The sequence below is a fragment of the Devosia sp. WQ 349K1 genome, from assembly GCF_016595685.1.
GTDB lineage: Bacteria > Pseudomonadota > Alphaproteobacteria > Rhizobiales > Devosiaceae > Devosia.
The window spans coordinates 1-26,530 of record NZ_JAENGO010000005.1 but is presented as its reverse complement, the minus strand read 5'-3'; the positions used below and the strand labels follow the sequence as shown (position 1 = coordinate 26,530).

25 protein-coding genes and 1 tRNA gene are annotated in these 26,530 nt (G+C 56.4%); 16 read left to right on the top strand and 10 right to left on the bottom strand.

The window, feature by feature from the left end; genetic code table 11:
- Nucleotides 1-93 precede the first annotated feature (93 nt).
- The 4 genes from dapF to JHL21_RS10735 all read left to right on the top strand — a co-directional run bounded on the left by dapF (nucleotide 94) and on the right by JHL21_RS10735 (nucleotide 4,157).
- Nucleotides 94-942 carry a diaminopimelate epimerase gene (gene dapF / locus JHL21_RS10750; RefSeq protein WP_200213767.1) on the top strand — a complete coding sequence of 283 codons (849 nt, stop codon included), beginning with the start codon at nucleotides 94-96 and terminating at the stop codon, nucleotides 940-942.
- On the top strand, nucleotides 942-2,204 hold the full coding sequence (gene mtaB, locus JHL21_RS10745; protein WP_200213419.1) for a tRNA (N(6)-L-threonylcarbamoyladenosine(37)-C(2))-methylthiotransferase MtaB: 1,263 nt from the start codon (nucleotides 942-944) through the stop codon (nucleotides 2,202-2,204). Before dapF ends, mtaB begins: the two co-directional genes overlap by 1 nt.
- Before the next feature lie 19 nt (nucleotides 2,205-2,223).
- On the top strand, nucleotides 2,224-3,447 hold the full coding sequence (gene ftsY, locus JHL21_RS10740; RefSeq protein WP_200213417.1) for a signal recognition particle-docking protein FtsY: 1,224 nt from the start codon (nucleotides 2,224-2,226) through the stop codon (nucleotides 3,445-3,447).
- Between the two features lie 110 nt (nucleotides 3,448-3,557).
- Nucleotides 3,558-4,157 carry a septation protein A gene (locus JHL21_RS10735; RefSeq protein ID WP_199531007.1) on the top strand — a complete coding sequence of 200 codons (600 nt, stop codon included), beginning with the start codon at nucleotides 3,558-3,560 and terminating at the stop codon, nucleotides 4,155-4,157.
- 49 nt (nucleotides 4,158-4,206) lie between these two features.
- On the opposite strand, the gene JHL21_RS10730 is transcribed toward JHL21_RS10735, so the two are convergent.
- The 4 genes from JHL21_RS10730 to tsaD are packed head-to-tail and all read right to left on the bottom strand — an operon-like array spanning nucleotide 4,207 to nucleotide 6,977.
- Nucleotides 4,207-4,641, bottom strand: a complete 435-nt coding sequence (locus JHL21_RS10730; RefSeq protein ID WP_200213415.1) for an EVE domain-containing protein — start codon at nucleotides 4,639-4,641, stop codon at nucleotides 4,207-4,209.
- Nucleotides 4,642-4,646: 5 nt separating this feature from the next.
- Entirely contained in the window at nucleotides 4,647-4,940 is a 294-nt protein-coding gene (locus JHL21_RS10725) for a YciI family protein (protein ID WP_199531005.1), read from the bottom strand.
- A 2-nt stretch (nucleotides 4,941-4,942) separates the two neighbouring features.
- Entirely contained in the window at nucleotides 4,943-5,929 is a 987-nt protein-coding gene (locus JHL21_RS10720; protein WP_200213409.1) for an NAD(P)H-dependent glycerol-3-phosphate dehydrogenase, read from the bottom strand.
- Entirely contained in the window at nucleotides 5,919-6,977 is a 1,059-nt protein-coding gene (tsaD, locus tag JHL21_RS10715; protein WP_200213766.1) for a tRNA (adenosine(37)-N6)-threonylcarbamoyltransferase complex transferase subunit TsaD, read from the bottom strand. The genes JHL21_RS10720 and tsaD overlap by 11 nt, the downstream gene beginning before the upstream one ends.
- A gap of 77 nt (nucleotides 6,978-7,054) precedes the next feature.
- Between tsaD and hemC the strand changes: the two genes are divergently transcribed.
- From hemC to JHL21_RS10690, 5 genes are all read left to right on the top strand, one after another.
- Nucleotides 7,055-7,993 (top strand): hydroxymethylbilane synthase, encoded by a 939-nt coding sequence (hemC, locus tag JHL21_RS10710; protein ID WP_200213408.1) that lies wholly within the window; start codon nucleotides 7,055-7,057, stop codon nucleotides 7,991-7,993.
- Nucleotides 7,981-8,718, top strand: coding sequence for a uroporphyrinogen-III synthase (locus JHL21_RS10705; RefSeq protein WP_200213406.1), 738 nt, complete (start codon nucleotides 7,981-7,983; stop codon nucleotides 8,716-8,718). Before hemC ends, JHL21_RS10705 begins: the two co-directional genes overlap by 13 nt.
- A 26-nt stretch (nucleotides 8,719-8,744) precedes the next feature.
- The gene (locus JHL21_RS10700) at nucleotides 8,745-9,974 is read left to right on the top strand and encodes a COG4223 family protein (protein WP_200213405.1); all 1,230 of its coding nucleotides are present in this window, start codon (nucleotides 8,745-8,747) and stop codon (nucleotides 9,972-9,974) included.
- Nucleotides 9,971-11,356 (top strand): heme biosynthesis protein HemY, encoded by a 1,386-nt coding sequence (locus tag JHL21_RS10695; RefSeq protein WP_200213403.1) that lies wholly within the window; start codon nucleotides 9,971-9,973, stop codon nucleotides 11,354-11,356. The genes JHL21_RS10700 and JHL21_RS10695 overlap by 4 nt, the downstream gene beginning before the upstream one ends.
- Nucleotides 11,357-11,389: 33 nt before the next feature.
- Nucleotides 11,390-11,465, top strand: a tRNA-Thr gene (locus JHL21_RS10690).
- An 11-nt stretch (nucleotides 11,466-11,476) separates the two neighbouring features.
- On the opposite strand, the gene JHL21_RS10685 is transcribed toward JHL21_RS10690, so the two are convergent.
- Both JHL21_RS10685 and JHL21_RS10680 read right to left on the bottom strand, forming a co-directional pair.
- Nucleotides 11,477-12,226: a hypothetical protein gene (locus JHL21_RS10685; protein WP_200213402.1), complete on the bottom strand. Its 750-nt coding sequence runs from the start codon at nucleotides 12,224-12,226 to the stop codon at nucleotides 11,477-11,479.
- 121 nt (nucleotides 12,227-12,347) lie between these two features.
- On the bottom strand, nucleotides 12,348-14,555 hold the full coding sequence (locus tag JHL21_RS10680; RefSeq protein WP_367948183.1) for a putative bifunctional diguanylate cyclase/phosphodiesterase: 2,208 nt from the start codon (nucleotides 14,553-14,555) through the stop codon (nucleotides 12,348-12,350).
- 252 nt (nucleotides 14,556-14,807) lie between these two features.
- Between JHL21_RS10680 and JHL21_RS10675 the strand changes: the two genes are divergently transcribed.
- Nucleotides 14,808-15,095: a 4a-hydroxytetrahydrobiopterin dehydratase gene (locus JHL21_RS10675; protein WP_182394543.1), complete on the top strand. Its 288-nt coding sequence runs from the start codon at nucleotides 14,808-14,810 to the stop codon at nucleotides 15,093-15,095.
- On the opposite strand, the gene JHL21_RS10670 is transcribed toward JHL21_RS10675, so the two are convergent.
- From JHL21_RS10670 to JHL21_RS10660, 3 genes are read right to left on the bottom strand one after another with little or no spacing between them, the layout of a single operon-like run.
- Entirely contained in the window at nucleotides 15,096-18,551 is a 3,456-nt protein-coding gene (locus tag JHL21_RS10670; protein WP_200213398.1) for an error-prone DNA polymerase, read from the bottom strand.
- The gene (locus JHL21_RS10665; protein WP_200213397.1) at nucleotides 18,548-20,188 is read right to left on the bottom strand and encodes a DNA polymerase Y family protein; all 1,641 of its coding nucleotides are present in this window, start codon (nucleotides 20,186-20,188) and stop codon (nucleotides 18,548-18,550) included. The genes JHL21_RS10670 and JHL21_RS10665 overlap by 4 nt, the downstream gene beginning before the upstream one ends.
- A complete protein-coding gene (locus JHL21_RS10660) occupies nucleotides 20,109-20,921 on the bottom strand; it encodes an ImuA family protein (protein ID WP_169194498.1) in 813 nt (270 codons plus the stop codon). The genes JHL21_RS10665 and JHL21_RS10660 overlap by 80 nt, the downstream gene beginning before the upstream one ends.
- Before the next feature lie 199 nt (nucleotides 20,922-21,120).
- On the opposite strand from JHL21_RS10660, the gene JHL21_RS10655 reads away from it, so the two are divergent.
- From JHL21_RS10655 to JHL21_RS10640, 4 genes are all read left to right on the top strand, one after another.
- Nucleotides 21,121-21,567: a TerB family tellurite resistance protein gene (locus JHL21_RS10655; protein ID WP_200213395.1), complete on the top strand. Its 447-nt coding sequence runs from the start codon at nucleotides 21,121-21,123 to the stop codon at nucleotides 21,565-21,567.
- Nucleotides 21,568-21,649: 82 nt separating this feature from the next.
- The gene (locus JHL21_RS10650; RefSeq protein WP_182394540.1) at nucleotides 21,650-22,099 is read left to right on the top strand and encodes a universal stress protein; all 450 of its coding nucleotides are present in this window, start codon (nucleotides 21,650-21,652) and stop codon (nucleotides 22,097-22,099) included.
- A gap of 99 nt (nucleotides 22,100-22,198) precedes the next feature.
- The gene (gene ppa / locus JHL21_RS10645) at nucleotides 22,199-22,726 is read left to right on the top strand and encodes an inorganic diphosphatase (RefSeq protein ID WP_169194524.1); all 528 of its coding nucleotides are present in this window, start codon (nucleotides 22,199-22,201) and stop codon (nucleotides 22,724-22,726) included.
- 59 nt (nucleotides 22,727-22,785) lie between these two features.
- The gene (locus JHL21_RS10640) at nucleotides 22,786-24,159 is read left to right on the top strand and encodes a serine hydrolase (RefSeq protein WP_367948179.1); all 1,374 of its coding nucleotides are present in this window, start codon (nucleotides 22,786-22,788) and stop codon (nucleotides 24,157-24,159) included.
- Here JHL21_RS10640 and JHL21_RS10635 read toward each other — a convergent pair.
- Complete coding sequence (locus JHL21_RS10635) at nucleotides 24,156-24,674, bottom strand: cytochrome b (protein WP_200213392.1); 519 nt, start codon at nucleotides 24,672-24,674, stop codon at nucleotides 24,156-24,158. The two genes, JHL21_RS10640 and JHL21_RS10635, sit on opposite strands and share 4 nt — an antisense overlap.
- An 80-nt stretch (nucleotides 24,675-24,754) precedes the next feature.
- On the opposite strand from JHL21_RS10635, the gene JHL21_RS10630 reads away from it, so the two are divergent.
- Both JHL21_RS10630 and JHL21_RS10625 read left to right on the top strand, forming a co-directional pair.
- Nucleotides 24,755-25,186 carry a MarR family winged helix-turn-helix transcriptional regulator gene (locus tag JHL21_RS10630; protein WP_200213390.1) on the top strand — a complete coding sequence of 144 codons (432 nt, stop codon included), beginning with the start codon at nucleotides 24,755-24,757 and terminating at the stop codon, nucleotides 25,184-25,186.
- A gap of 8 nt (nucleotides 25,187-25,194) precedes the next feature.
- Nucleotides 25,195-26,088, top strand: coding sequence for a DUF3445 domain-containing protein (locus JHL21_RS10625; protein ID WP_200213388.1), 894 nt, complete (start codon nucleotides 25,195-25,197; stop codon nucleotides 26,086-26,088).
- The last annotated feature ends 442 nt before the right edge of the window (nucleotides 26,089-26,530 follow it).

Below are 26,530 nucleotides of genomic sequence, written 5' to 3'. Positions count from 1 at the left end.
AAGCTATTCCGCCATATAGTGGGCGAAAGCGCCTCTGCGAACGGCGCACACTGCGTGAAAGAATTGACCGTGAGCGACATTCCTTTTTTAAAAATGAATGGTTTGGGCAACCAGATTATCGTGGCCGATATGCGTGGCACCGATAGGCGGGTCACGGCGGAAGCGGCGATTGCCATCAATGCGCTTCCAGAAACCAAGTTCGACCAGATCATGGCCATCCATGATCCGCGCACCTCGGGAACCGACTATTTTATTGAGATCATCAATTCCGATGGATCGCGCGCTCAAGCTTGCGGCAATGGGATGCGCTGCGTTGTGCAGTTCCTCACAGCTGAGCACGGGCGTCGACGTTTCGATTTTGAAAGCGTTGCAGGTTTTCTCTTCGGAGAAGAAGCTGAAGACGGCTTGATCACTGTGGATATGGGTACGCCCAAATTCGCGTGGTACGACATTCCGCTCAACGAAGAGTTTGGCGACACGCGCGCCATTGAACTTCAGATTGGGCCGATTGATGCGCCAATCCTGCATTCCCCTTCGGCAGCCTCTATGGGCAATCCTCATGTCACCTTCTGGGTGAAGGACGATGTGTGGGGTTATGCTCTGGAAAAGTTCGGGCCCATGCTCGAGAACCATCCGCTCTTCCCAGAGCGCTGCAACATTTCTATCGCGGAGGTCATCACGCCAGACCGCATGATTTTGCGGACATGGGAGCGTGGGGCAGGGATCACTGAAGCCTGTGGCACCGCTGCTTGCGCCGCCCTCGTCAACGGCGTTCGTACCCGTCGCACCAATCGCAAAGCGACGATCACTGTTCCAGGCGGCGATCTCGTTGTGGAGTGGCTGCCTGATGATCACGTGACCCTAACGGGACCGGCAGAGTATGAATGGCGCGGCACGGTTGACCCCTCAACGGGCATTTGGGCGCGTAGCGAGGCCGCTTAATGGCCATTGAGACACTCACTTTTGGCTGCCGCCTCAACGCCTATGAGGGCGAGGTGATGAAGGCCGAGGCCGAAAAGGCCGGGTTGGATAATGCTATCATTATCAATACCTGCGCCGTCACTCAGGAGTCCGTCCGTCAGGCACGGCAGGCGGTTCGTAAAGCGCGCCGCGATAATCCTGAGGCCAAAATCATCGTGACCGGCTGCGCAGCGCAAACTGAGGCGCGCAGCTTTGGCGATATGGCCGAGGTCGATCTGGTCATCGGCAATGCCGATAAGCTCAAGGCCGATAGCTATAAGCCGATGGTTTTTGGCCTGACGCTGAACGACAAGGTGCAGGTCAACGATATCATGAGCGTGCGCGAAACCGCCGCTCATCTCATTGAAGGCATGGATAGCCGCACCCGAGCCTTTGTGCAGGTGCAAAACGGTTGCGATCACCGCTGCACCTTCTGCATCATTCCTTTTGGTCGTGGGCCCTCGCGCTCTGTGCCAATGGGCTTGGTCGTCGATCAGATCAAAAAGCTTGTCGCCAATGGTGTCAAAGAAGTGGTGCTCACCGGGGTGGACATTACCTCCTACGGCCCCGACCTCCCCGGCGCACCCAGCTTGGGCCAATTGGTCCAAGCGATCTTGCGGCATGTGCCGGACCTCCCGCGCCTGCGCATTTCCTCGATTGATTCCATTGAGGCCGATCCGGCGCTTTATGAAGCGGTCACCGATCTTCGCCTGATGCCGCATCTGCATCTCTCGCTGCAATCAGGGGATGATCTCATTCTCAAGCGGATGAAGCGCCGCCATTTGCGCGATGATGCTCTAGCGATCATCGCCAAGCTCCGGGGCTTGCGGCCTGACATGGTTTTTGGCGCAGACATTATTGCCGGTTTTCCGACCGAAACCGACGACATGTTTGAAAACTCCCGCCGCTTTATCAGCGAAGCGGGCCTGACCTATATCCATGCCTTTCCATATTCGCCGCGCCCGGGCACACCGGCGGCGCGCATGCCACAGGTCAACCGCGCGGTGGCAAAGCAAAGAGCAAATGTTCTGCGTCAGGAGGGGGATCGGCAGGTCCAGGCTCTCAGCCAAACGCGGATTGGCGCGGTGGAACAAGTGCTTGTTGAACGCTCCGGCATCGGCCGCACGCAACAGTTCCTTCCCGTTAATATGGCTGGCATAGAACACGGGTCATTGGTCAGTGTAAGAATTACGGGCGCGAGCGCAGATTGCCTTGTCGGCGACGTGCTCCCCCTTGCAGCTTAGGTGAAGGCGAACTGAGACTATGAGCGAAAAGAAACCCGGCTTCTTCCAGCGGTTTTTCGGTGGCCAGCCTGCTCCATCACCGGCGGGTCCAGAAGGCCTGCCTGATGCACCTTTGGCACCAGTCCATGTGCCAGAAACACCCGAGCCCGAACCAATTGCTGTCGTTGAGGCGCCTGCGGTCGAGGAAGATCTACCGCCGCCCGGCCCACCGGAAATGACGCCAGACTATGTCGAAGAGGTTGAAGACCAGCTGGTCTCGCCGCCTCAGGCGATCGCAACCCCTGTGCCGCTTGCTTCGGCGCCAGCTGTTGACGTTCCGGCCGAAAAGCAAGGCTGGTTCGCGCGTCTTGCCTCGGGCCTAAAACGCTCATCAGACAATTTGAGCACCTCAATCACTTCGGTTTTCACCAAGCGTAAGCTTGATGCGGCAACGCTTGATGAGCTGGAAGACGTTCTGGTTCAGGCTGACTTGGGGATCGAGACCGCGATTTCCATAACCGAAACGCTACGCCGCGACCGGTTTGATAAAGACGTGTCTGGTGAAGACGTCCGTGCCGTTCTCGCCGCGGAAGTCGAAAAAGTTCTCACCCCAGTCGCTCAACCTCTGGTTGTCGACGCCGCGCAAAAGCCCTTCATTATCTTGATGATTGGCGTCAACGGCTCGGGCAAGACCACCACCATCGGCAAGCTGGCGCAGAAATTCTCGCGCGAAGGCAAGTCGGTCATGCTCGCCGCGGGCGATACATTCCGCGCCGCAGCGATTGAACAGCTTCAGGTCTGGGGTCAGCGCACCAATTCCCCCGTCATCTCGCGTCCAGCGGGGGCAGACGCTTCGGGTCTGGCCTTCGATGCCGTCACCCAAGCCAAGGCCGAAGGCCGCGATGTTCTTATCATCGATACGGCCGGTCGGTTGCAAAACCGCGAAGAGCTGATGGATGAGTTGGAAAAAATCATCCGTGTGATCAAGAAGGTTGACCCTTCCGCGCCCCACGCGACCCTTCTGACCTTGGATGCAACTACCGGGCAGAATGCGCTTCGTCAGGTTGAAATTTTTGGCAAGCGCGGTGGGGTAACAGGGCTGGTGATGACCAAGCTTGATGGTACGGCCCGCGGTGGCATTCTCGTGGCCATCGCCCGTAAATTTGGCCTGCCTGTGCATTTTATTGGTGTCGGCGAAGGGGTTGAAGACCTTGAGCCCTTTGAAGCAGGCGATTTTGCCAAGGCGATCGCTGGCCAGCATTAAAGTGAATGACGGGCCAGGTCACTGGTCAAAATCTAACCACTGTTACGCGCTAAGTCGCTTGCAGACCGCGTCATAACCCCTAAAGTTCTGGCGTCTTACTGGAAAATATTATGACCGACAAAACCCAGGCCGAACCGAGTTGGGATGAGCTAAAGCCGCAGGTGATCAAGCTTGCGTTGGAACTAGGGCCTTTGGTGCTGTTCTTCATCATGAACGGCCGCACCGATATTTTCGTCGCGACCGCATGGTTCATGGGCGCGATGGTTCTATCCCTCGCATTGTCTTGGCTGATCTTGCGCAAAATCGCGGTTATGCCACTGGTCACTGGTGCAGTGGTGCTGATTTTTGGTGGCCTGACCCTGTGGTTGCAGGATGACACCTTCATCAAGATGAAGCCGACCATTACCAATTCGCTTTTTGCAGTGGTGCTGCTTGGCGGGCTGCTGTTCGGTCAGTCCTTGCTCAAATACGTCTTTGGCGACGTCTATAAGCTCAAGCCTGAAGGCTGGTGGAAGATGACCCTCAATTGGGGTCTGTTCTTCGTCGTGCTGGCCGTCATCAACGAGATTGTCTGGCGCAATTTCGACACCGACTTTTGGGTCGCCTTCAAGGTCTGGGGCATTATGCCGTTGACGGTGATTTTCTCGATGACGCAGCTACCGCTGCTGCAGAAATACGCACCGCAGCCCGAACAGAACGAGGCGCGGTAACCCTTCAAATTAAAAGGGCCACTCGATTGAGTGGCCCTTCTTTATTGGCCTAAAGGCCGCCCATCTTGCAGAGCAGTTCCCATTCATATTCCGAAACGCGCGAGACCGAGAGGCGAGAATATTTCACCAGCTCGATTTCACTGAGCTGCTCAGTGCCTTTGATCTCAGCTAGGGTCACGGCGCGGGGAAATGGTTTTACCGCTTCGAGATCAACACAGTCCCAAACGATCTGCCCCTTGTTATTGGGCTCGGCGGTGCTGTCGGGATGAGACTCATTGGCAATACGCGCGATGCCCACGATCTCGCGGCCGATATTGGAGTGATAGAAAAAGGTGAGATCGCCCTTCTTCATTTCCCGCATATTGTTGCGCGCTAGATAATTGCGCACCCCATGCCATTCTTCCACGTCGCCCTTGGCCGTTTTGGCCTCGAGGTCTGCGTATGAGAAAACATCTGGCTCAGACTTCATTAGCCAATAGGCCATAGCGCTTAAAACTCCACGCCGGTGGTGTTGATGGCAATGCGCCAGCGCTTCACTTCATAGGACGAGAAAACGCCTGCCGGTACAAACGGATCAGCCGCAGCCATGGCTTTGGCGGCATCGAGATCTTCCGCTTCAAACACAACGATCGAGCCCTCCGGCTGATCATTGTCATCCAGCAAGGCTCCGGCATAAACCACTGCCTTACCCAAAGATTGCAAATGGTCGAGATGAGCCGGACGCACGTCGAGGCGCGTCTGCAGAGCACCGGGAGCATCCTTGGCAATCATGGCGTAAAGCATGGTCAGTCTTCTCTCTTCAAAGGCCGGGACATCAGCCCGGCGACAACGGTCGCAATATTAGAGGTGCCGCTTACTACAGCATCTACCGCGTCGATCAGTGGGGCATCGACCCCAAGGGTCTTCGCCAAGGCAGCAGCAACCGGCGCGGTGGCGACACCTTCGGCCAGTTTCGCGCCGCTGGCTAGAATGTCTTGTGTCGAACGTCCCGCTCCCAGAGCAATACCAAACTGATAATTGCGCGATTGGCTGGATGTGCAGGTCAGGGTGAGATCGCCCATGCCCGCTAATCCTGTGAGCGTGCTGGCCGAGCCACCCATGGCTGTCACCATGCGGGCCATTTCTGCATAGCCGCGCGCGATCAAGGCGGCGCGCGCCGAAGCGCCAAGGTTCGCCCCTTCTATGGCACCACACGCAAGCGCATAGACGTTCTTGAGCGCACCAGCGATTTCTACGCCGGTGCGGTCATCTGCGGCGTAGAGCCGGAAGCTCGGTCCTGCCAAAGCGGCAGCGATAGCTTCGGTGGCCTCATCATCATCGCCGGCCAGTGTCACGGCAGTGGGACGCCCCGAGGCGAGGTCCGCGGCAAAGCTTGGGCCGGAGAGGACATAAGGGACCGCAGTTGGGCACAGCTGCTCGACAATGGAGCTCTGCCGCTCCAGCGTGCCCTGCTCAAGGCCTTTAGCCGAAAGGATCACGGGCTTGTTGTCCAGCAATCTGGGGTCAAGCGCCGCCAAAACCGACCGTGTCGTCTGGGCGGGCACAGCCATAATAATCAAATCAGCAGCGCCCAAACTGGTCACAGCGCTGATCGCTGGCGACAAGATCTGCCCGGGCAGGGATTTTTCGTTGATCCGCGTGGCGTTAATCGAGGCGGCCTGTTCAGCCGAGCGGACTACCAAACTGACGCTGCGACCGGCCATTGCCGCCGCTTGCGCTAGAGCGGTGCCCCAAGCGCCGCCACCAATGACAGCAACATGATCAAACGTCATCGGACGAAACCTTCATATCCGGCGTATCAAGGGGCCAGCGTGGGCGTGCGGCAAAATCGAGCGTATTGCGCGCATGGAGTGCAAAGCGTTCGGCGCCTGCCCAAGCGATCATCGCGCCATTATCGGTGCAAAGCGCAATGGGGGGAACAACGAGCGTCGCTCCGTGTTCGTCCACAACGGCCCGCAATGCCGCCGAAATGGCCTGATTAGCCGCAACCCCACCGGCAACCACCAGCGTAGGTACAGCATCAGGCAGCTCGGCCTTAAACCGGTAGAGTGCTTGAGACGAGCGCTTCGCTACAATTTCCGACACGGTTGCCTGGAAGGAGGCCGCAATGTCGGCGACGTCTTGGTCGGTGAGCGGTGCCAAGGCTTCTGCCTGCAATCTCACGGCGGTTTTCAGCCCAGAGAACGAAAAATCGAGCCGCTCTTCCCGCAGAAGCGGTCTTGGGAAGCGGAAACGCTTTGGGTCGCCCTGTTTTGCCATCTGCTCAACTGCAGGCCCGCCGGGATGCCCGAGCGATAAAAGCTTTGCTGTCTTATCGAAGGCTTCGCCCAAGGCATCGTCAATTGTCCCGCCCCAGCGCTCATAGTCGCCCACGCCACGCACCAGCACAAACTGGCTATGGCCGCCAGAAACGAGCAGCATAAGATAGGGGAATTGCACCTCATTGGTCAGGCGCGCGGTGAGCGCGTGGCCTTCAAGGTGATTGACGGCGATCAGCGGCTTGTCGAGCGAGGCCGACAAGGCTTTGGCCGTTGTTAATCCCACCAGCACCCCGCCGATAAGGCCAGGGCCAGCGGTTGCAGCAATTGCATCAACTTCGCTGATCGCAATTCCGGCTTCGTCAACGGCTTGTGCGATGATATGGTCGAGCCATTCAACATGGGCTCGCGCCGCCAATTCTGGAACGACACCGCCAAAGGCTGCGTGTTCATCCAATTGGGACCGGACCACGTTGGAACGGATTGTTCCCCGGCCGGTTTCATCCCGGACAACTATCGAAGCGGCGGTTTCGTCGCAGCTGGTCTCAATGCCAAGAATGATGGTGTGTGCTTGCTCGGTCACGACGAACGGTCTACTCCCGTAAACAAGCTTCTCGCCTACACTAGGACTGCCCGCCTATGCAATCGTCAGCACTCTTTGCCACCATCGGAACTCGCGGTAGCCCACTGGCTTTAGCGCAGGCTCACCTTGTGCGGTCTTTGCTGGCAAAAGCCCATGGGGTCAGCGAAGAGCTGATCGGGATTCGTGTCCTGTCCACAGGCGGTGATCGCAGCCAGGCGGAAAACACCACTCTTTCCGACATTGGCGGAAAAGGCGTTTTCACCAAAGAGATAGACGAGGCTTTGCTCGCTGGTGAGATCGATCTTGGTGTGCACTCCAGCAAGGACGTTGCGACCGGCCTACCTCAAGGCATTACCCTTGCGGCTTTCCTCGAACGCGAGGATGTGCGCGATGCTTTCCTCTCGGTGAGTGTTCCCAGTTTAGACCATCTGCCGCAGGGCGCGCGCTTCGGCACCTCTTCAATTCGTCGTGCTGCTCAAGCCCTGCGATTGCGCCCCGACCTCGTTATCGTGCCGTTCCGTGGCAATGTTCACACCCGCATCCAGAAATTGGTCGACGGCGTTGCTGATGCCACCTTGCTGGCCATGGCCGGGCTCAATCGTCTTGGCGAGGCCCACCGGGTTACCAGTATTTTGGAGCCTGACCATTTTATGCCCGCGCCCGCGCAGGGGGCAATCGGTCTCGCTATCCGCACCGGTGATGACCGATTGGCGCAGCTGATCGCGCCACTCAACCACGCTGAAACTTTTGGTAAAATCACCGCTGAACGCGCCATGCTGGCGGTTTTGGATGGGTCCTGCCGCACGCCAGTTGGTGCACTGACCAGCCTTACAGACGGCGTCTATACCCTTAAGGGCGAGATTTTGAGCCTTGATGGGCAAACAACCTTTACGGCTGACGGCCAAGACACGGATCCGCAGCGCTTGGGCGAAACCGTCGGACAGAGTCTCGTAGCAAAAGCGGGCGCGGAGTGGTTTGCGCAATGGCAAAACTAATGCGCATGTTGATCACTCGTCCTGAGCCCGATGCTCAGGCGACCCAAGATCGCCTTTCGGCCTTGGGTATTGAGGGATCACTCGCGCCGCTGATGATCCGCCAGAACGTTGATGCGTCGGTGCCGTCCGGTGCCTTTGCCGGCGTGGCAGTCACCAGCACCAATGCTTTACGCTCGCTCGAAGATCAGGCCTTGATCGAGCGCTTTCGTGACGTCCCCACATTTGCGGTGGGAGATCGCACGGCTTATGAAGCCCGGGCCTTGGGCTTCACAAATGTTGTGGCCGCCGATGGAACGCTGCCCTCGCTGGTCACGACAATCGCCCTTTCACGTAATCCGGGCCCAATTTTCTATCCTGCAGGACGTCACTTGAGCGGTGATCTGGGCCATGCTTTGGCGCCGCATGGAATTTTGGTCGCAACGGCAACAGTTTATGAAATGGTTTCGGAGACGAGCCTGCCTTCAGGCCTGCTCGGTGACCTTGAGGCTGACGGCTTTGGGGCGGTGCTATTTTATTCGCGCCGCACGGCAGAAATTTTCTGCTCTTTGGCCCAATCAATAGAACTTGGTAAGCGTCGCACGATACCCATGCTGTGCATGTCAGAAAAAGTTGCAGAGCCACTGCTCGAAAACCACTTCAGCCGCGTTCTGCTTTCTGACTACCCCAGCGAAGACGCCATGATGGCACTGGCACTTGCTTTTGCTAGAGAGCAAACTGGGGCATGATCGGATTGTAAGTTAGAGGTACGCTAATGGCTGACGCGCCCGGCACCGAATCGCCAAATAAGGCCCCGACCACTGGTTCAACCAAAGGGTCGAAGACAGGCCCGGTGAAGCCTCCGGTGTTAGAGGGGACCGCCCGGCCTGCAGCCACTGTCTCTGAAAAGCCCGCTACTGCCGAGGCACCGACAGCAAAAGCTGCGCCTCAACCGCAAAAGGAACCGCCTGTTCCGCCGGTGCCACCAATCCCGCCCAAAAGCGCGGCCGCAGCACCTCCTTCGCGCAGCAATTCAGTGATTGCAGGCATAGTCGGAGGCGTCATTGGTCTCGGCGCAGCCTATGGTCTCGCCGCGGCAGGTCTTTGGCCGCAACCTCCAGCAGCTCCGGTCCAGTCCGACAACCGAATCGGACAATTTGCGACCGCAGTTCCCCAGCTCCAGACGGCCACTGACGCTGTTCAAGCCGAATTGGCTGACATCAGCACGCGTATCGCCTCGCTTGAACAGCAGCTCGTTTCAGTCGAAACTCCTGCCGTCGACCCCGCGCTCGAGCAAGAGGTTGCGGCGCTCGCCGCCCAGATAGAGAGCCTTAGTGTCCCCGGGGCAACGAGCGGTGTTAGTGTTGAAGCTGTCGAGGATTTGAAATCGCAGCTGCAGCTGCTGCGCAGCGAATTTGCGGATGCCAGTTCCGCCCTTGAAGCGACCCAGAGCCAGCTGTCAGCAGTGGCCACAAGCGCACAAGCCAATACTTCCCGTACAGATCGGCTCGCTTTGAGCCTATCGTCGTTGGACTTTGCCTTCGCAAATGCCCGGCCTTATGCCCCTGAATTGTCCATAATACGCCAGGAAATGCCCTCAAGTGCCATTCCCGCGCCCATCGCCTCCAAGGCCGAAACGGGCTTGCCGCGACCGGGCGACGTGATGGCTAAACTCAACACTGTTTTGCCCGATATGCTGGCTGGCCAACCCTTGCCTGAGAATGCCAGCTGGCAAGATACGGCGGCCGGGTGGTTCCGTGGCGTGATTGCGCTGCGCCCTTCTGCACAGGCTCAGGGCGACAGCCCGGAGGCAGTGGTTGCGCGCCTAGAGGCTGCGACCCAACGTGCTGATTTTGATACAGCTTTCGCTGAGTTCTCCAAGCTTCCTCAGGCTATGCAATCAGCTGCAGGCGATCTTGGGACAGACCTTGAAACCCTAGCAATTGCCAATAGCTTCCTCGTCGACATCCGGGCTCAGGCCCTCAATGCGGAGGCGGCGCAATGATCAGGCTTGCCTCGTGGATTATCGGCAGCCTTGTCGTTGCAGGCATAGTAGCTTGGGTCATTGCTCTCCCCGGCACCATCAGCCTTGATATTGCTGGTTATCGCATGCAACCGCGCCTTGGTACGGCGGTGGCACTGCTGGTTCTGGCAACCATCATAATTATTGCCATTTGGGCGGTGGTCCGCCGCGTGATTGGGGCCCCTAAGGCCTTGAACCGTCGACGTAATCGTAAGCGCCGCGAACAGGGCGTCGAAGCCCTATCGCAAGCCGTCATCGCTCTGCAATCCGGCGATCCCGCCCGTGCTCGCGTCATGGCGCGCGAGGCCCAAGCTCGGCTGCCTGAAAATAGTGCTGCCAAACTTCTTGAGGCACGCGCCGATCTGGCAATGGGCGATATGTCTGCCGCACGCGAACATTATCGCGCCCTGATCGCCAACGAATCGACCGCAGTGGCTGCTTTGACCGGCTTATACGACCAGGCTCAGGCGCAAAGCCGCCCTGAGGCGGCCCTTGTTTTCGCTCAGAAAACCTTGGCGTTAGCGCCGCACAGCGCGTGGGCCAACCAGGCCGTATTCGACAATTTTGTCGCCACGCGCCAATGGGCTGAAGCTGTTGCAATGGTCAATGTGGAGGTTGCCGGCAGTCGCGAGGAAAAGGCCCGTAAGCGCCGTCGACAAGCTGTGATCGAGACCGCGCGGGCGAGGGAAATGGAAGTGTCCGAGCCAAACTCGGGCCTTGATCATGCCCTTACCGCATTGAAACTTTTACCAGACTTCGTACCCGCCGCTCTTATCGGCGCGCGCATTTACATCAATCGGGGCGAAAGCCGCAAAGCGCAAAGCCTGCTGCGTCGCACATGGCGAGCGACCGGTCATCCAGATGTGGCCATGCTGTATGCCAACTCCCAGCCCGGCGCTTCGGCTTTGGACCGCCTCAAGCGGATCGGCGAACTGATCGAGATACCGCCTACAAATCGTGCGGCTGCCATGGTCATGGCCCGGTCTGCCATAGACGCTTACGATTGGCCGCTTGCCCGCAAGTGCTTGGAAAACTTCCTTGATGACGACCTTACCCAGGGCGTCGCTAGCTTGATGGGTGAGATTGAGGAAGGGCAAAGCGGGGATCAGGGTAAAGCGCGTGAATGGTTCGCTCGCGCTGTTCGTGCCCCGCGTGATCCAGCATGGACGGCAGATGGAATCATTAGCGACGAATGGGAGCCGGTTTCTCCGGTTACCGGGCGCCTCGATGCGTTCGAATGGAAAGTGCCAACCACCCAAACCGCGCGATCTACGGCGATTGAGAAGGGGACAGTGCAAACTATGTCTGAACTCCCGCCTCCGGAACGCGCCTTGCCTCTTGCAACCACTGAAAACGATCAGTAAAAGACCGAAATTCCGTCCGGTTCGCCCGACGGCGCCGCTTTAGCTCAGTTGGTAGAGCACATCATTCGTAATGATGGGGTCACGTGTTCGAGTCACGTAAGCGGCACCACTTTTCTTCCCTTACACAGCCTCGGCAATCTGCTTTAGCCGCCGCGCCTGCTTGGCCGACGGCGAAATGCTCACACGCGTGTCTCGCCCCTCAGCAAACAAGGCTTCGCGCTCTTCTGATGTCGAATCAAAGAAGGGGAAACGCTCGAACAGGGTCTTCGCCATGGTCGGTACGTGGCAGGCGTAAAGGCACACTGGAAACGTTAGTTCTCCCCAAAACCCCTCTCCTGCCAACTGCTTAGAATGAAAAACTCGCCGATAAAACGCCGAGTGTTCAGATCGCACGGAAGAGATGCAATAGGTGGCGCCAAAATGCATCGATGCCATCACAGCGGTTCTGAGGGTGAGATAGGGTAGCGCTGGAAACGCCAGCGTCGCGTCATGGTCGGCGGTGAAGCGGCTCGGATCGACGTAGATTTGACCCTTGCCGACGATATCGCCCAAAATATCGGGCCAGATGGCAGCACTGGGGGATGTTGGGTTCTGGGGTGAGGCGATGTGCAGCCGAATGGAACTCACCAGCTTTTCGTCGATGTAGACCCCGAAACAAAAGCAGTTGTCGGCCTCATCATACTGATCGCGCGTGATCTGTTGCGAGTTGATCGGGATAAAATTTTCCCGGCGATATGCTTCATACCGCAGGCGATAGACAGGATCGAATTGGTCGTCCGGCGAGACGCGTCGCACCTCTACACGATCTAAAAGGTCCAATAGCGTCGCCGCAAAACGAGATGGAACTTGTGGTTCGGACGCTGCACTCATTTTTAATCCCTAGCAATGAGAGGGTTTTAACCTTTCATTAGCTATAAGACTATGCAGATTTGCCTAGGTGTTCCGCCTAAGCAATTGTCGCTCAGTGAAAAAGCAGCGTTAATATATTGGGTTAACGGGCGTTAACCATGATGTCAGTTTGCTGGGTCTTGCGTGGTTGACCCGCACAGTTCACGCGTGTGATCAGTTCAGTAATATCGCGCGGCGGAAGGGGGCGGGAGAAGAAGTATCCCTGAACCTGCTGGACGCTTGTAATAGCAGTTAGCGTATTGAGTTGTGCCTCTGTTTCAACACCCTCGGCAACAACCGTGAGGTTAAGGTCTCTCCCAAGGCGCGCGACATTGGCCAACAGCAGGCGAGCGCGATCGTTGTCTGCGATATCGCTAATAAAAGCGCGGTCGATTTTGAGCTTGGTGAAAGGCAGGGTGTGCAGATAGCTCAGGGAAGAATAGCCGGTCCCGAAGTCATCTAGCCCGATGGCTATCCCCATCGCTGCTAGTTCGTTCAACACCGTCTTGGCTAAATCCCGCTCTTCGATCACGGCCGTTTCGGTCACCTCAATTTCAAGGCGATGCGCTGGCAGATTGTGTGTGCGCAGCGCGCAGGTGATCACCTTGGCAAGGTCAGTGCCACGGAAATCGCGGGCCGATACGTTTACAGCAACACTGATTTCGGCTGGCCAAGACGCGCATTCCCTGGCTGCCTGGTCCATGACCCATTCGGTAAGTTCTGAAATTAGCCCTGATTCTTCTGCCAGTGGGATGAAAACAGAGGGCGCAATGTTACCGAGCTGCGGATGCTCCCAGCGCGCAAGAGCTTCGCAGGACACAATCTTCCGGCTAGTAATGTCCACCTGTGGCTGGAAAGCGAGAGATAACGTGCCTGTCTCGATCGCTGTTTTCAGGTCTGCTTTGAGGCGCTGACGATAGTGATAGTCTCGGTCCATTTGGACGTGGAAGACCCTGCTACACCCACGACCTGCCGCCTTGGCTGCATAGAGGGCGAGATCCGCCTTGGTCATTAGTTCCGTCAGTTCATCGGCGCTGTTTTCGCTGGTGGCGATGCCGATGCTCATTTGCACGGTCAAATGTAGCCCTGAGACCACAAAGGGCTGCCGGAATTCTGCAAGCGTTGCAGCGACGGTGCCTGTAATATCCTCAAGATTGCTGTCGTGAGGCGACAGAGCAACGAACTCATCACCACCCAAGCGCCCCAGAATAGTGCCAGAAGGCAGGCTGGTACTGAGACGCTGCGCCACTGAACGCAACAGATCGTCGCCTATGATGTGACCGTAGCTGTCATTGATGTGTTTAAATTCATCAATATCAAAGATCAGCATAGCTGAGGGGCGCTGCCCGGTTGAGCGCAACGCTAGCTCCGCTACCGCCAGTTCACTGAAGTGCTGGCGATTGGGCAAATTCGTGAGGCTGTCCTGGCGGGCCATGACGGAGATGCGTTCTTCGGCTGCAACACGATCGCTAATGTCTTCGAACAACAAGACGCAACGATCCTGCTTGTTGCTGATGGTGATCTCGTAATACCGGCCAGATTTGGCTGACAGGAGGACCTTTCCTGAAATTCTGCGGTTCACCATCTCGTTGAGCCGGTCGATCGCAGTGCGCGGAACCTGCCCGGCGCGCGACATATCGGCAAGTATGGCGGTGAACGGTCGGTTAGCGACGTAGTTGACCCCTAGGGTTTTGAGCGTCGCAGCGACATGGGCGTTCATCACCGTCAGCGTACCGTTCTCGTCCAGCATGCATAGGCCGTGCTCGAGCGTGGTAATGGCGATGTCGAGTTCCGCTGCAAGCCGCGTCGCTTCCATGCGACCGTGAACAGCGGAGAGTAAAATGTTTCGGATGTCTGACGCGAGTTTTCGAAAGCTGAACAGCATGACGAGCAACAGACAGGACAAAACCACGTAAAAACTTTCTCCGTGCAGTGCGAGGCCCAGCGACATCGGTATGATGACCATAACCATCTGAACCGATACCAAACGGTCCAGTCCGAAGTTACGTGCGCAAATACCCACCATTGCAGCGATGGAAATGGAAACACTCGAAAGAGCCGCGAGGGTGTCGTCTACGAAAACCAAAGAGACAAGACACCAAAGGCCATAAACGAGGCCTAAGGAGCCCCCGAGCCAGACGGCACGGTTTTCCCAATGTTCGGCGGCGACGGGATCTGTGCCGTCTACCTGCGCTGACCAAAACGCCCGCGTATCAAAATAGCGCGCAATTCCGATGACCAAAAAGGCAACCGCAACTAAGCACAAGGCTGGAGAACTAGTCTTGTAAGCGCCGATGCCGGACATCAGCACACTAGCCAACGTTCCCCCTAAAGTCGCTTTCTGGTCTGTATAAACAGACCTAAGTACGGACACGTAGTCCATGACCGGCATGGTTTTGCGCGCAGAGTTCAACACGGACAGCACCCCTGAATATTGCGAGTGAACGCCCCGGCCCCTTAATATCTCCTTGCTGTTGTTAGGAATTTCGAATTAGGTGCGCTCAAATGCTGACTAGTGTAAATTGCTGGTTAAATTCTGACCTCTCGCCCAGGTGGGGACGACTTGAGTAAACTGACTGCTGAACAGATACAGACCCTTATCGGTGAGTTGCCGAATTGGTCGTGGAATGAAGACCTTAGCGCGATTACATGCTCGGTTCAGTTCCGTAATTTTTCTGAGGCCTTTGCCTTTATGGCGCGCGTTGCCCTGCTTGCCGAAAAGGCCGGGCACCACCCCGATTGGTCCAACAGCTATGGGCGTGTCGATATTGCGTTGACGACGCATGATGTCGGTGGGGTGAGCCAGAAGGATTTTGACTTGGCGGCTCGTATCGAAGCCTTGCTCCGATAATCAATGGAAATTGCGGCCTGTTGGCAGCGCTGCCCAAGCGCGCTTACGGGCCTGCTCGATTTCGCGCTGCGCGTTGCGGTCCCGGCTATGGCTGCCGGGTGGACCAGATTTTCCTTCGTCGGCGCGCGCCACGACAGCGTCGCCCATGTCGAGGCCATTGGAAATATCGAGCAGGTGCGGGGTCAAATCCACTAACTGCTCGGCGATAATGTGAATAACCAAGCCCTCGCGCTGCACTTGCCCGCGCACAGCAAGCATGCGGCTTGAGAGTAGTGTTTTACGATTTGTGTCGTCGGCAAAAAGTTTTGGCCAAACGACGATATTGGCTGTGCCTGTTTCGTCTTCGAGCGTGACGAAGATGACCCCGCCCGCAGTGCCTGGGCGTTGCCGCACGAGCACGAGCCCTGCCACTTCAATGCGGTGGCCCGGTGTGACTGTTTCCAAATTGGCAGCGCGTGTTGTGCCGCGTGTAATCAGCATGGGGCGCACAAACTGAACCGGGTGCCCTTTGAGCGAAAGGGACAGCGTGGCGTAATCGTGGATAACCTCTTCTCCAGGCGCCATAAGGGGTAGGTTGGGGGCTTCTTCCAAGAACGGCAAAGAGGGTTGTGGGGCAGAGGCGAAAAGCGGCAGGGTTTCAGCGCCATGTGTGCCGACGAGGCCCTTTACCGCCCAAAGTGCCTCACGACGGTTAAGCCCCATGGAGGCAAACGCATCGGCTTTGGCGAGTTTTTCTAGGCTGGTGACCGAAACGCCTGTGCGCAGCCAAAGGTCTTTTACCGAAGCATAGCCCGAACCGCGTCGGGCGATGATGCAGTTGACGTCTTTTTCGGCTAGGCCATCGACAAAGCGCAAACCAAGGCGAATGGCTTTGGTCGAAAATATATCGCCTGCCATATTGGCGTGTTTGGGCCAAAGGCGGCTGGCTGCCGGCGCTGTGCCATCTTCCATCACGCATTCCAGCTCAGACAGATTGATGTCTGCATCTAAAATTTCAACGCCATGTTCGCGCGCGTCGCGCACGATTTGGCTGGGCGCGTAAAAGCCCATGGGTTGAGAATTGAGCAGGGCGCAGGCAAAAATGTCCGGGTAGTGGCATTTGAACCAGCACGAGGCGTAGACCAGTAGGGCAAAACTGGCGGCGTGGCTTTCAGGAAAACCATACTCGGCAAAGCCCTGAATTTGCGCGAAGCAGTTTTTAGCAAACTCGAGCGGATAGCCATTGGCGGCCATGCCCGCTAGAAACTCATCGCCAAATTGTGCAATCTTTCCGGTTCGACGCCATGCGGCCATGGCGCGTCTTAAAGAGTCCGCTTTGCCGGGTGAAAAGCCTGCGCCGACAATGGCAATTTGCATAGCCTGTTCTTGAAAAAGCGGAATGCCCAGCGTGCGCTCTAGAACGGCTTTGAGCGCATCATTGTAATAGACGGGCTCTTCCAGCTTTTGACGGCGGCGCAAATAGGGATGGACCATGTCCCCCTGAATGGGGCCGGGGCGAACGATGGCGACCTCAATGACGAGGTCATAAAATTCTTTTGGCTTGAGGCGCGGCAACATCGACATTTGCGCCCGGCTTTCGATTTGAAAGACGCCAAGCGTATCGGCACGCTGGATCATGTCATAGACGCGCGCTTTATCCAGCGGGCCATCGCCGGTTTCCTCGGCATGAATATCAACGAGGGTGAGCTGCTTGTCATAATGGAGATGCAAAAGCTCAAAGGCCCGCCTGAGGCAGGAGAGCATGCCGAGGGCCAGAATATCGACCTTCAAAATGCCGAGCGCGGCGATGTCGTCTTTGTTCCATTCGATGATGACGCGGCTATCCATGGCGGTTTTGCCGATGGGGACCATGGTTTCAAGACTGTCGCGGGTGATGACAAAGCCACCGACGTGTTGAGAGAGGTGGCGAGGAAAACCGCGGAGCACTTTCACCACTTCGAACATTTGCGACAGCACGGGATCGTCGGGGTTGAGGCCAATGGCCTTCACCTTTTCTAACTCGACAGCTGAGCCAAATCCCCAATGGAGCTGGTTGAAGGCATTGACCGTATCTTCGGAGACGCCAAAGACTTTTGCGGTTTCGCGGATGGCGCTTTTGGAGCGATAAGTAATGACATTGGCGGTTAGACCTGTGCGGCGACCACCATATTTTTCATAGACATATCTCATCACCTCTTCGCGCCGTTCGTGCTCGAAATCGACGTCGATATCGGGCGGTTCATCGCGTTCGGTGGAAATAAAGCGACCAAAGACGAGGTTGCCGGTAACTGGGTTGACCTCGGTGATATGGAGGCAAAAACACACGGCAGAGTTGGCCGCTGAGCCGCGCCCCTGGCAAAGGATTTTTCGCTCGTAGCGGGCGAAGCGCACGATGTCATGGACGGTGAGAAAATAGGCGGCGTAGTGCTTATAGGCGATGAGGCAGAGCTCATTCCAAATCATCGCTTTGACGGTATTGGGAATGCCTTCCGCAAAGCGCCGTGCCGCACCCTCCCATGTGAGGCGCTCTAGCGTTTGTTGAGCAGTTTCACCATTGCCGATGGTCTCTTCGGGATAGTTGTATTTGAGTTGATCGAGGGTGAAGCCAATCCGCGCCATAATGGCTTGGGTCTGGGCTATGGCGTCAGGGTGTTCGGCATAAAGGCGTTCCATCTCAAAAGGGAGTTTGAGATGGCGTTCTGCATTTTTGGTCAGCAGCCACCCGGCGTCATGCAGGCTTGTGTGTTCGCGAATGCAGGTGACAACATCGGCGACAATGCGCCGATCTGGCTCGTGATAATAAACATCATTACTCGCCAGCATTCTGGCCCCATGGTGACGCGCGGTGATGTCGACGCGGTTGAGGCGCGCACGGTCATGACCGTCAAAGCGGGGCACACCAGCAACCCAAACGTTTTGTGCTCCGCCAAATCGCGTCAGCGCAGCAAGGGTTTGCTCGGTGCGTCTCCAATCGCGCTCATCGGGCATGAGAATAAAGAGTTGCCCCTCGACAAAGCTTTCTTGCGGGCCGTGTTCTTTGGGTGAGGCTGGGTCTCCATTGCCGAAGAGATCGGAGAGAAGAAGTGAGGGGGATCCCTTTTCGCCGCGCTGATTGGCAAGGGTGAGGAGCTTACAGAGGCGTCCATAGGCCGGTCGATCCGTGGGGTAAGCGATAATATCGGGCGTGCCATCGTCAAAGCATAGGCGAACGCCGACGAGATAACGGAAGCTCTTGAACCTTTCGGCATGATGTTTGGCGGTGGTGAAGGCGCGCACAACCCCAGCAAAACTATTACGGTCGCAAAGCCCCATGCCATTCAGACCCAATTGCATGGCGGCGGACACAAGCTCCTCGGGGTGAGACGCGCCCCGTAGAAATGAAAAATTGCTGGTGGTGATGAGCTCAGCAAAGGGCGCAGTTTTGGGTCGTGCGCCAGGCGGGCGCTCTCGCGTGGGAAGGCGGATAATTTCGGTCATGCAAACAGCCCATGGAGATACCAAGTGGGGTGGGTGTGCCCGCCATAAAAGCCCTGCCGGAACACCCAAAAACGGCGTCCTACTTCGTCTTCGACACTGTAGTAATCACGCGTTGCGTCGTCTGGGACGAAGAGAGGCAAGGGTGATAAATAGGGCAGGGCCAGTTGCGACTCTCCCTCTGCTGGCTCTTTGGGCTGTGTCTCTGGGGCAAGCTGCAAGCGCTCGGGTGCCCGCCACCATTCAGCACCCAGGCGCTCGGGACCAGCTCCTTTAACGAGGCGATAGTGCAGGCGACGCCAAACCATCAAGGCGGGCAGGCCATCAGGAACTTCGGCGCTAATGTCGATGCGTTCGGGTGAGGGCAGGAGACGCAATGGGCGCACCATCTCTGGCCAATTATCTGGTCTGTCGAATGTTTGGCACGCTTGCACAGGCACAAGACGCGCGGCGCGCTCGGGCATGTGTGAAGGCAAAAGCTGGGTGCGGACGACAGAAAGCACGCCGAGCCGGCTGGCGAGCCGATCGTTAAGCTGGTCGAGATCTTGCGTGCCATCTTCCAGGCTGAAGGCGGAGGTCTGCGTTTCGCCCAAATCATCCAAAGAACTGGCCGAAAGGCGCACCATATCAATGCCAAAGCCCGGGTCGTATTCGGCAGATAGTCGCTCGGCGCGGTGAACGAACAGCTGGCTGATGTGATGAGCGTCGCGGGTTTCGCGCGCTGAGTTCACCGAAAGCGTCATGACCTTATGATCGACGCGATAAAGAAAAAGGTGAAAGCTTTGCGCGCCTTGTCCTTGCTTTTCCAATTGATGTGAGAGGGTGACCGCGAGGTCTTTGGTGGTGGCCAAAACATCGTCGATGAGCGCTATGGGATCGGCAAAGCGGCGTTCGGCAAATTGTTCGGTTTGCGGGAGGCGCGGGTTCATCCGCTCAAGCACGTGCCCATAGGCCTGATCGAGACGCAAAATCAGGCTTTGGCCGAACCGGGCCTGCAAGGGCTTGCGCGGACGCGTGCGCAGTTCACCAATGGTTTTAAGGCCCATTTGGGCAAGTGTGGCGAGTTGCTTTTGATCCAGGCGCAATGCGGCGACAGGCAGGGTATCGAGAACCTTGTCGAGAGTGTCAGGGGAGACGATTTGGCTGCGCGCATAATGGCTCACCCCCCAAGCGGCCCCAATGGTTGGGGCTATGGATCCTGCCACGGTGTAGCCAAGAGCGCGAAGGCGTGTAAGCAGTGTTCGCAACATATTCGGCTCGCCACCGAAGAGGTGATCGACGCCGGTTGTGTCCAGAACGAGATCGCCGAACTTAGACGGGTCCTGCATAACGGCGACAAGCGGACTAGCATTGGAATGCCAGTCGGCAAAATCGGCGAAGCCAGCCTCAAACCAATCGCGATCCATCTCCCGCACGATGAGAGTAGGAACCACAGCCCGGGCATCGGCCAAGGTTTGGCCTTGGCGAATACCCAGTTGTGCCGCTTCCCTATCTAGCGCTGCAATCCGAAGGCCTCCCTGTACGCGTTCATAAAGCGCCAAAGGGCCGGTGAGGTTGGGTTCAGCTCGCTTGAGATAATCGGTTGCCCAGCTTGGTAGGTAGAGGACGAGGAAGCGGCGTATTCGTGCGGATCCGATCATTGGGGCCGCGTCGCGGTGTAAAACTGGTGAATCCATTTTCCGTCCATCCCAGCACCCATTCTGCGTGCTGCTTGATGAGGGAGCCTCGCTCGAGCTTGACCGTCCAACGTGCAGGGCCAGGAGCGTGATCGTCAAAAGGTTTGCGGCCACTGGTGATAGGTGCCAACTGCCAGCGCAATTGCGCCGCGCTTGCTTCGCGCGTCTTGCCGTAACGCAAGAGAAAAAGGCTGGCCCCTGATTGGGCCGAGCGCAGGCTCAAGCGGCGGCTTGCGGTAAAATCGAGATGCTTTGAGGGTTTTGCGACATCAGCGATGACAGCGGCAATAGCCTTGCAGTTAAGTGCTTCTTCACAGGCCCAGAGCAGCTCGGTGATATTGGCTACGCGCACCAAGACAATGGCCGCGGGATCTATGCCGAAGCTGATCAGGCCTGGGCCATAAGGCATGCCCATGTCTTGCGCTTGGTTGATGAGCTGGACATAGAGAATGCCCATGCGTCGACCCGCTAAAAGACCACGTGTTTGTGCCAAGGCAAAGCCAAGGCTGACGCTGGAATGGCGCGTGTCATCGGTAAAAACTTCCTGTACTAAGCCTCCGGCAAAGCGCGGAAATCTCGTGCTTACTGTGTCGGCGTCAACGCGATGGCGCGCCTCCGCCAAGGCGGGTTTGCGCTCAATATCGGCAATGACGTCACGCAGCGCGGCAAGGCGCTGGTGTCGATTTGGGGCCTGCATAGGTCACCGCTGATGTGAACATAACGAGAACAAAATGACTCTAAATCCACGAAGAGTCGAGTCCATTTTCTTGCTCTGCAGTGTGACGCAGCTGCATCAATAGGGAGCTAGAGCGCAACAAAGGCCTTGGAAGGCTTTGTGTTTGTGCCCCTTACGGCTAAGTTTTCCTCAGCCCCGTCTTTCTTCTTACGAGTAATATATGTTTGAGGCCCTGACCCGACTGTTCTCCAAGCCCCAGTCGCAAACCGATCTTCTTGATCCACAAGTTGCTGTCGCGGCTCTGCTTGTGCATTTAGCTGCCGTTGATGGTGCCGTGAAGGATGATGAGAAAAAAGCGATCCGTGAGGTGCTTGGCGACTATTACAGCCTCAACGAGGCCAGCGTAGAAAAGTTGGTTCAGGAAGCGTCTCGCCGCGATGCGGAGTCGGTGGATTTTTACAAGTTTACCAGTGGCATCACCCATCTGCCGATGGATGACCGTATCGAGATTATTCGTATGATGTGGACCGTAGTGTTCGCTGACAGCAAAAATCATGAGCTGGAGGACAATTTGGTCTGGCGTATCGCCGAATTGATCGGTGTCTCCAGCCGTGATCGTACAATTTTGCGCAATCAGGTTCGGCAATTGTCCTCATCTGAAGAGTGAAATTATCAAAGACTGATCCAGATCAAAGCGGCCCGGGTGTTTTTGCGCCAAGATATCGGCATGCACATACGGAGGCAGTGACATGTTTAAATCGATTCTGATCGCGACGGATGGATCCGAGCTTGCCAACAAGGCTTTGTCGGCTGCATTGGAGCTCGCCAAGCTTAACGGCGCCAGCGTAATTGCGCTGACCTCTACCGATCCAATTGTGTCAGCATTGGGTGGCGGTAGTTTCGGTGCGATTGATGCAGGGTCGATCTTGTCGGAACTTGAGGAGAGCTATGCCAAGCATGCGAAAACCATTTTGGCTCAAGCTCGCGACATTGCGCAGGCCCAAGGGGTAAATATCGAAACGCGCTATCTGGCAGAGCACCGTCCGGCTGACGCAATCCTTGAAGCCGCTGAGAAAATCGGCTGTGACACCATTGTTATGGGTTCGCATGGTCGGCGTGGTTTTCAGCGTATGCTCTTAGGCAGTCAGGCTGCAGAGGTGCTTGCGCGATCGACCATCCCCGTACTCGTCATTAAATAGGGAACGGTCTGCGTCCGTTTGCGTCTTGCCTTTTGGTCGGTTTTGCGGGCAGAAGCTGCCCAATATTCCGTCATCAAATTGAACGGCAAGGTTACGACCATGAATATCGACGCGATCCCGACCGGCAAGAACCCGCCCGAAGAGCTCAATGTCATCATTGAAGTTCCTCTTGGGGGCGAGCCGATCAAGTATGAGATCGACAAGGACAGCGGTGCTCTCTTTGTTGATCGTTTCCTCTATACGCCAATGCGTTATCCGGGGAACTACGGCTTCGTCCCTCACACTTTGTGCGGCGACGGCGATCCGCTGGACGTGATCGTAATGAATTCTCGTCCGCTTGTACCGGGCGCAGTGGTGCGCTCGCGGCCGGTTGGCGTGCTGTTTATGGAAGATGACGGCGGCCAGGATGAGAAAATCATTGCTGTGCCGGTGTCCAAGTTGACCCGCATGTATGACAATATCTTGGATATTGGTGACATGCCGGAAATCCAGCTAGAACGCGTCAAGCACTTCTTCACCCATTACAAGGATCTCGAGCCAGGCAAGTGGGCCAAGATCAATGGCATTGGTGGTATTGAGGACGCCCGCAAGGTGATCCTAGATTCGATCGCAATGGCGAAGAAATAACCAACCAAATTGCAGCTCCGGCGTTGTGGGTTAAAGCCGACAACGCCGGAGCTGTTTTTATGAGAATTTTCGCCGTTCTGGCTGCTGCCATATTTATGCTCTCATCTGTGGTGGGACAGGAGGCAGCTATGCCCTCGGATGGCGACGTAGCGCAGATCCTTGGCGATCGTATCGGTCGCGATCAGGCCAATGTCGGCATAGCCGTTGCGATCGTGGAAGATGGTGAGACGCGTTTTGTTTCTCATGGCACCATCTCGCTGGATGATCCCACTCCGGTCGACCAAAAGACCTTGTTTGAGGCGGGGTCAATTACCAAAACCTTTAGCAGTCTCTTGCTGGCGCAGCTCGCGCTCAATGGTGTGATGGATGTTGATGCGCCCATAAGCACCTATCTGCCGGAGGGCACTCAACTGCCTGAGAGTGAGCAGCCTATCACGGCGTTTACTCTCGCCACGCATACAGCCGGGCTTACCGGCCTGCCGCAAAGCATCACAGACAAGGGCCTCAATGATCCTTACCGGGATACATCGCGTGAGGATTTGTTTGCATGGTTAGCTGGCCTGACGCTGGCGCGCCCAGTGGGCGAGGCATTTGAGTATTCTAATGCAGGCGCCGCCTTGCTCGGTATCGCGATGGAGGAAGCCAGCGGGGTGTCTTACAGCGAGCTGATGCGAACGCTCATTTTTGAGCCTCTCGAAATGTCGTCTAGCCGCATACAGCTCACTGGGGAAACCATCGAAGGCATGGCGACAGGCTATGACTCTGCGCGGGAGCCTGCCGCCAATTGGAAATTTGACGCTTTTGCACCTGCGGGGGCTCTCGTGACCAATGCGGAAGATCTGGCAAAATTTATCGCCGCCGCCAGCGGCAATAGCGACACATCTTTAAAACCGGCGTTTGAAAAAATGCTGGAGCGACCCGGAGAGATCAGTCAAGGACAATCCATCGCCATGGGCTGGTTCATCACTGATTTAGGGCAGGGCGACATCATCTGGCATAATGGTGGTACCGGCGGATTCCGTAGCTTTGTTGGATATGACAAGCTCAGTGGAAACGGCGTCGTCGTTTTATCCAATATGGCAACATTAGCCGGGATCGACGACATCGGGATGCATTTGCTCAATCCATCGTTGCCTCTACGCGAACAGCCAAAGTTGCGTACGGAAATCGAGATCGATCCGTCTGTGTTGCCTATGTATGTGGGGACCTATCAGCTCACCCCGGATGTTGCCTTCACCATCACCCAAAGCGCAGGACGACTTTACGCCCAACTCACCGGGCAGGATCAGTTCGAAGTGTTCCCTGAAGCAGAGCACGAATTTTTTTATAAGGTCGTCGACGCTCAATTGAGTTTTGAGATTGTCGATGGAGCGGCGGTTGCCCTGACGCTCCATCAAAATGGCGTTGATCAGAGGGCTGAAAAGAAATCCTAACGGGGCCGCATTCGCGCCAGCAGATTATCCTTGATGATGAGCTGGTGCCAAAGCGCGGCACTGATATGGCCAATGACCAGCAACAACAATAACTTGCTGAAGATCGTATGGGCTCCAAACGGCGGTAAGGTCGAAAAGCGAGGAAGTGCGCCGCCTGAAAACACAGCTGATCCCGCGCCACTCAAAAGAAGCATGGCGACGCCACTACCGACCATGACCACGATCGCGCCATAGAGCAGAAAGTGTACCGCTTTAGCCGCTCGTTCTTGCCCTGCAGTCATGCCGACGTGTGGAGCTGGGTGTTTGTCAAAAAATATCCACCAGGCGATACGGGCAAGAGTTAGAACACCAAGTAGTAAGGCCAGGCTGACGTGAAACGGTAGGATCGACGCGACCTGTGATTGTGGGGCCCAGTTTAAAGCTTGGCCGCTGGCCAGCATTAAAATGACTGCCAATGCTGAGATCCAGTGGAGCAACGCAGCTGTGCGGCCATAACGGTTAGAAGAACTCTTCATCGGCGTCACATTCTCGGTTTTGACGTTAGTGACTAAGTGAATATAGTTAGCCTACTATATATATTGCGATCCCCGTGTAAATGGCACTGCTCAAGACTACCTCCGTTGGCTATACGACCAATCACGCTGCCCGTTTGCTGATCCGCTTATTGGAGCGGGAGCTTACGCCGCTGGGCCTGAGTCCGGCCTATATGCCGGTTCTTCTGGCGCTGCAGCACCGCGCGCACTCGCAGAAAGCACTCGCTGAAGCGGCGCAGGTCGAGCAGCCCACGATGACCGCAACGCTGACCAGAATGGAACGTGATGGCTGGATTGCTCGCCACAAAAATCCGGAAGATGGTCGTAGCGTTTTGGCCTCATTGACGCCTAGGGCACTTGTAGCACTGCCCAAAGTGGAGGCCGCTCTCGCTCGCCTCAATGCAATTGCCTTATCAGACCTAGATGAAAAAGAGACACATCAGCTCTTTGCGCTCTTAAACAAGGTGATATCGTCGCTCGATCGGTCTCTGTGATGTGTGACATGACGATCTCAACGCCCTACGACGGTTCATCCAAGCTTTTTCAGATAGGCACCAAACCAATCAGCCCCGACCATTGGTTGGAGCCTGACATGTGTCTAGCGCCGCATCTCAGGGAAAAAGACAGGCTGCTGACGGGGTGCCGCCCGGCCGTCTATGCCGAACAAGTCGAAAGTTATGAAGCACAGCAGGAACTCCTTTCGCTTTTAATCCAATATCTACCTGAAGCGCATCCGAGCGACTACCAGCGTCATGTCGATGGCCTAGCCATATCGGCGATAAATGAAGTCCGCCCGATAATTGGGAAGGACAGTCCGCTGTTGACCGCCGCGCGCCTCGTTCAAGACGATCTGCTGATCCTGCAACGAGACACCGAAGTCTGGCGCCTCACGGCAGCCTGCCTCTGTTTCCCATCATCCTGGCTGTTAGCGGAGAAGATCGGCAAACCCCTTGCGGATATCCATGCCCCCGTTCCGGGGTTTGGGCCTGGCACGCGCTCAGCTCAAATTATGGCTCGGATGTTCGATGCGACGCGACCGGAAACACCAATGATCCGCTGGAACTATTCTCTTTATGGCGACGATCGACTTTTTCATCCGCAGAGCACTGGACCTACTGAACAGAGGTTTGGGACAGCAGTTCGGGCAGACCCGATCTTTATGCGCGTTGAACGACAGACATTGCGGAAGCTTCCTAAGACTGGGGCGCTGGCCTTTACCATTCGTGTATCTGTCGACCCGATCGAGAAGCTAAGTGGTCATCCGAGGCAAGGGGAGATCGCCCACGCGCTTATCGACCAGATCAATGCGCTCAGTGAGGAGCAACTGGATTACAAGGGACTCACGCGTGAGAAGTCCCGTGTTATCGATCGCCTCAATGAGCTTGTTACGGCATAAGCGCTTCCATACATGCGTGAGCGCTAAAAGCCTGAAATATTGAGATTTCTGCGTCACCCCTTGAAAACTAGCCGTCTCGCAACATTTGTTCACAGCGGGAAGAGAAACCCGGCCAGTTTTGTCGTGATTTTGTCATGAGGGGGTTGCCAGCAAAACGGCCTGCCCCTATAACCCGGTCATCGCTGCAGAGCACAGCGCCTTCCGGCACTGAGTTCTAGCGGCACAGAAATCTGAAAGAACAGGCAGTTTGGCCGGTAACGGCGCGAAAAGCTTTGTCTCTAAGAACTCCGGAAGCTTTGCTTCCAAAATGACGTATCCGGTTTGTAGCCGATGGGTCAGCTCTTTGACATTGTGAAGATTGAAGAAAGAGAAACGTGGACGGCGAGGTTCTTGCGAACGGAAGCTGGGGTTTACTCCAGTGGAAGTTATACAAGACTTCGAT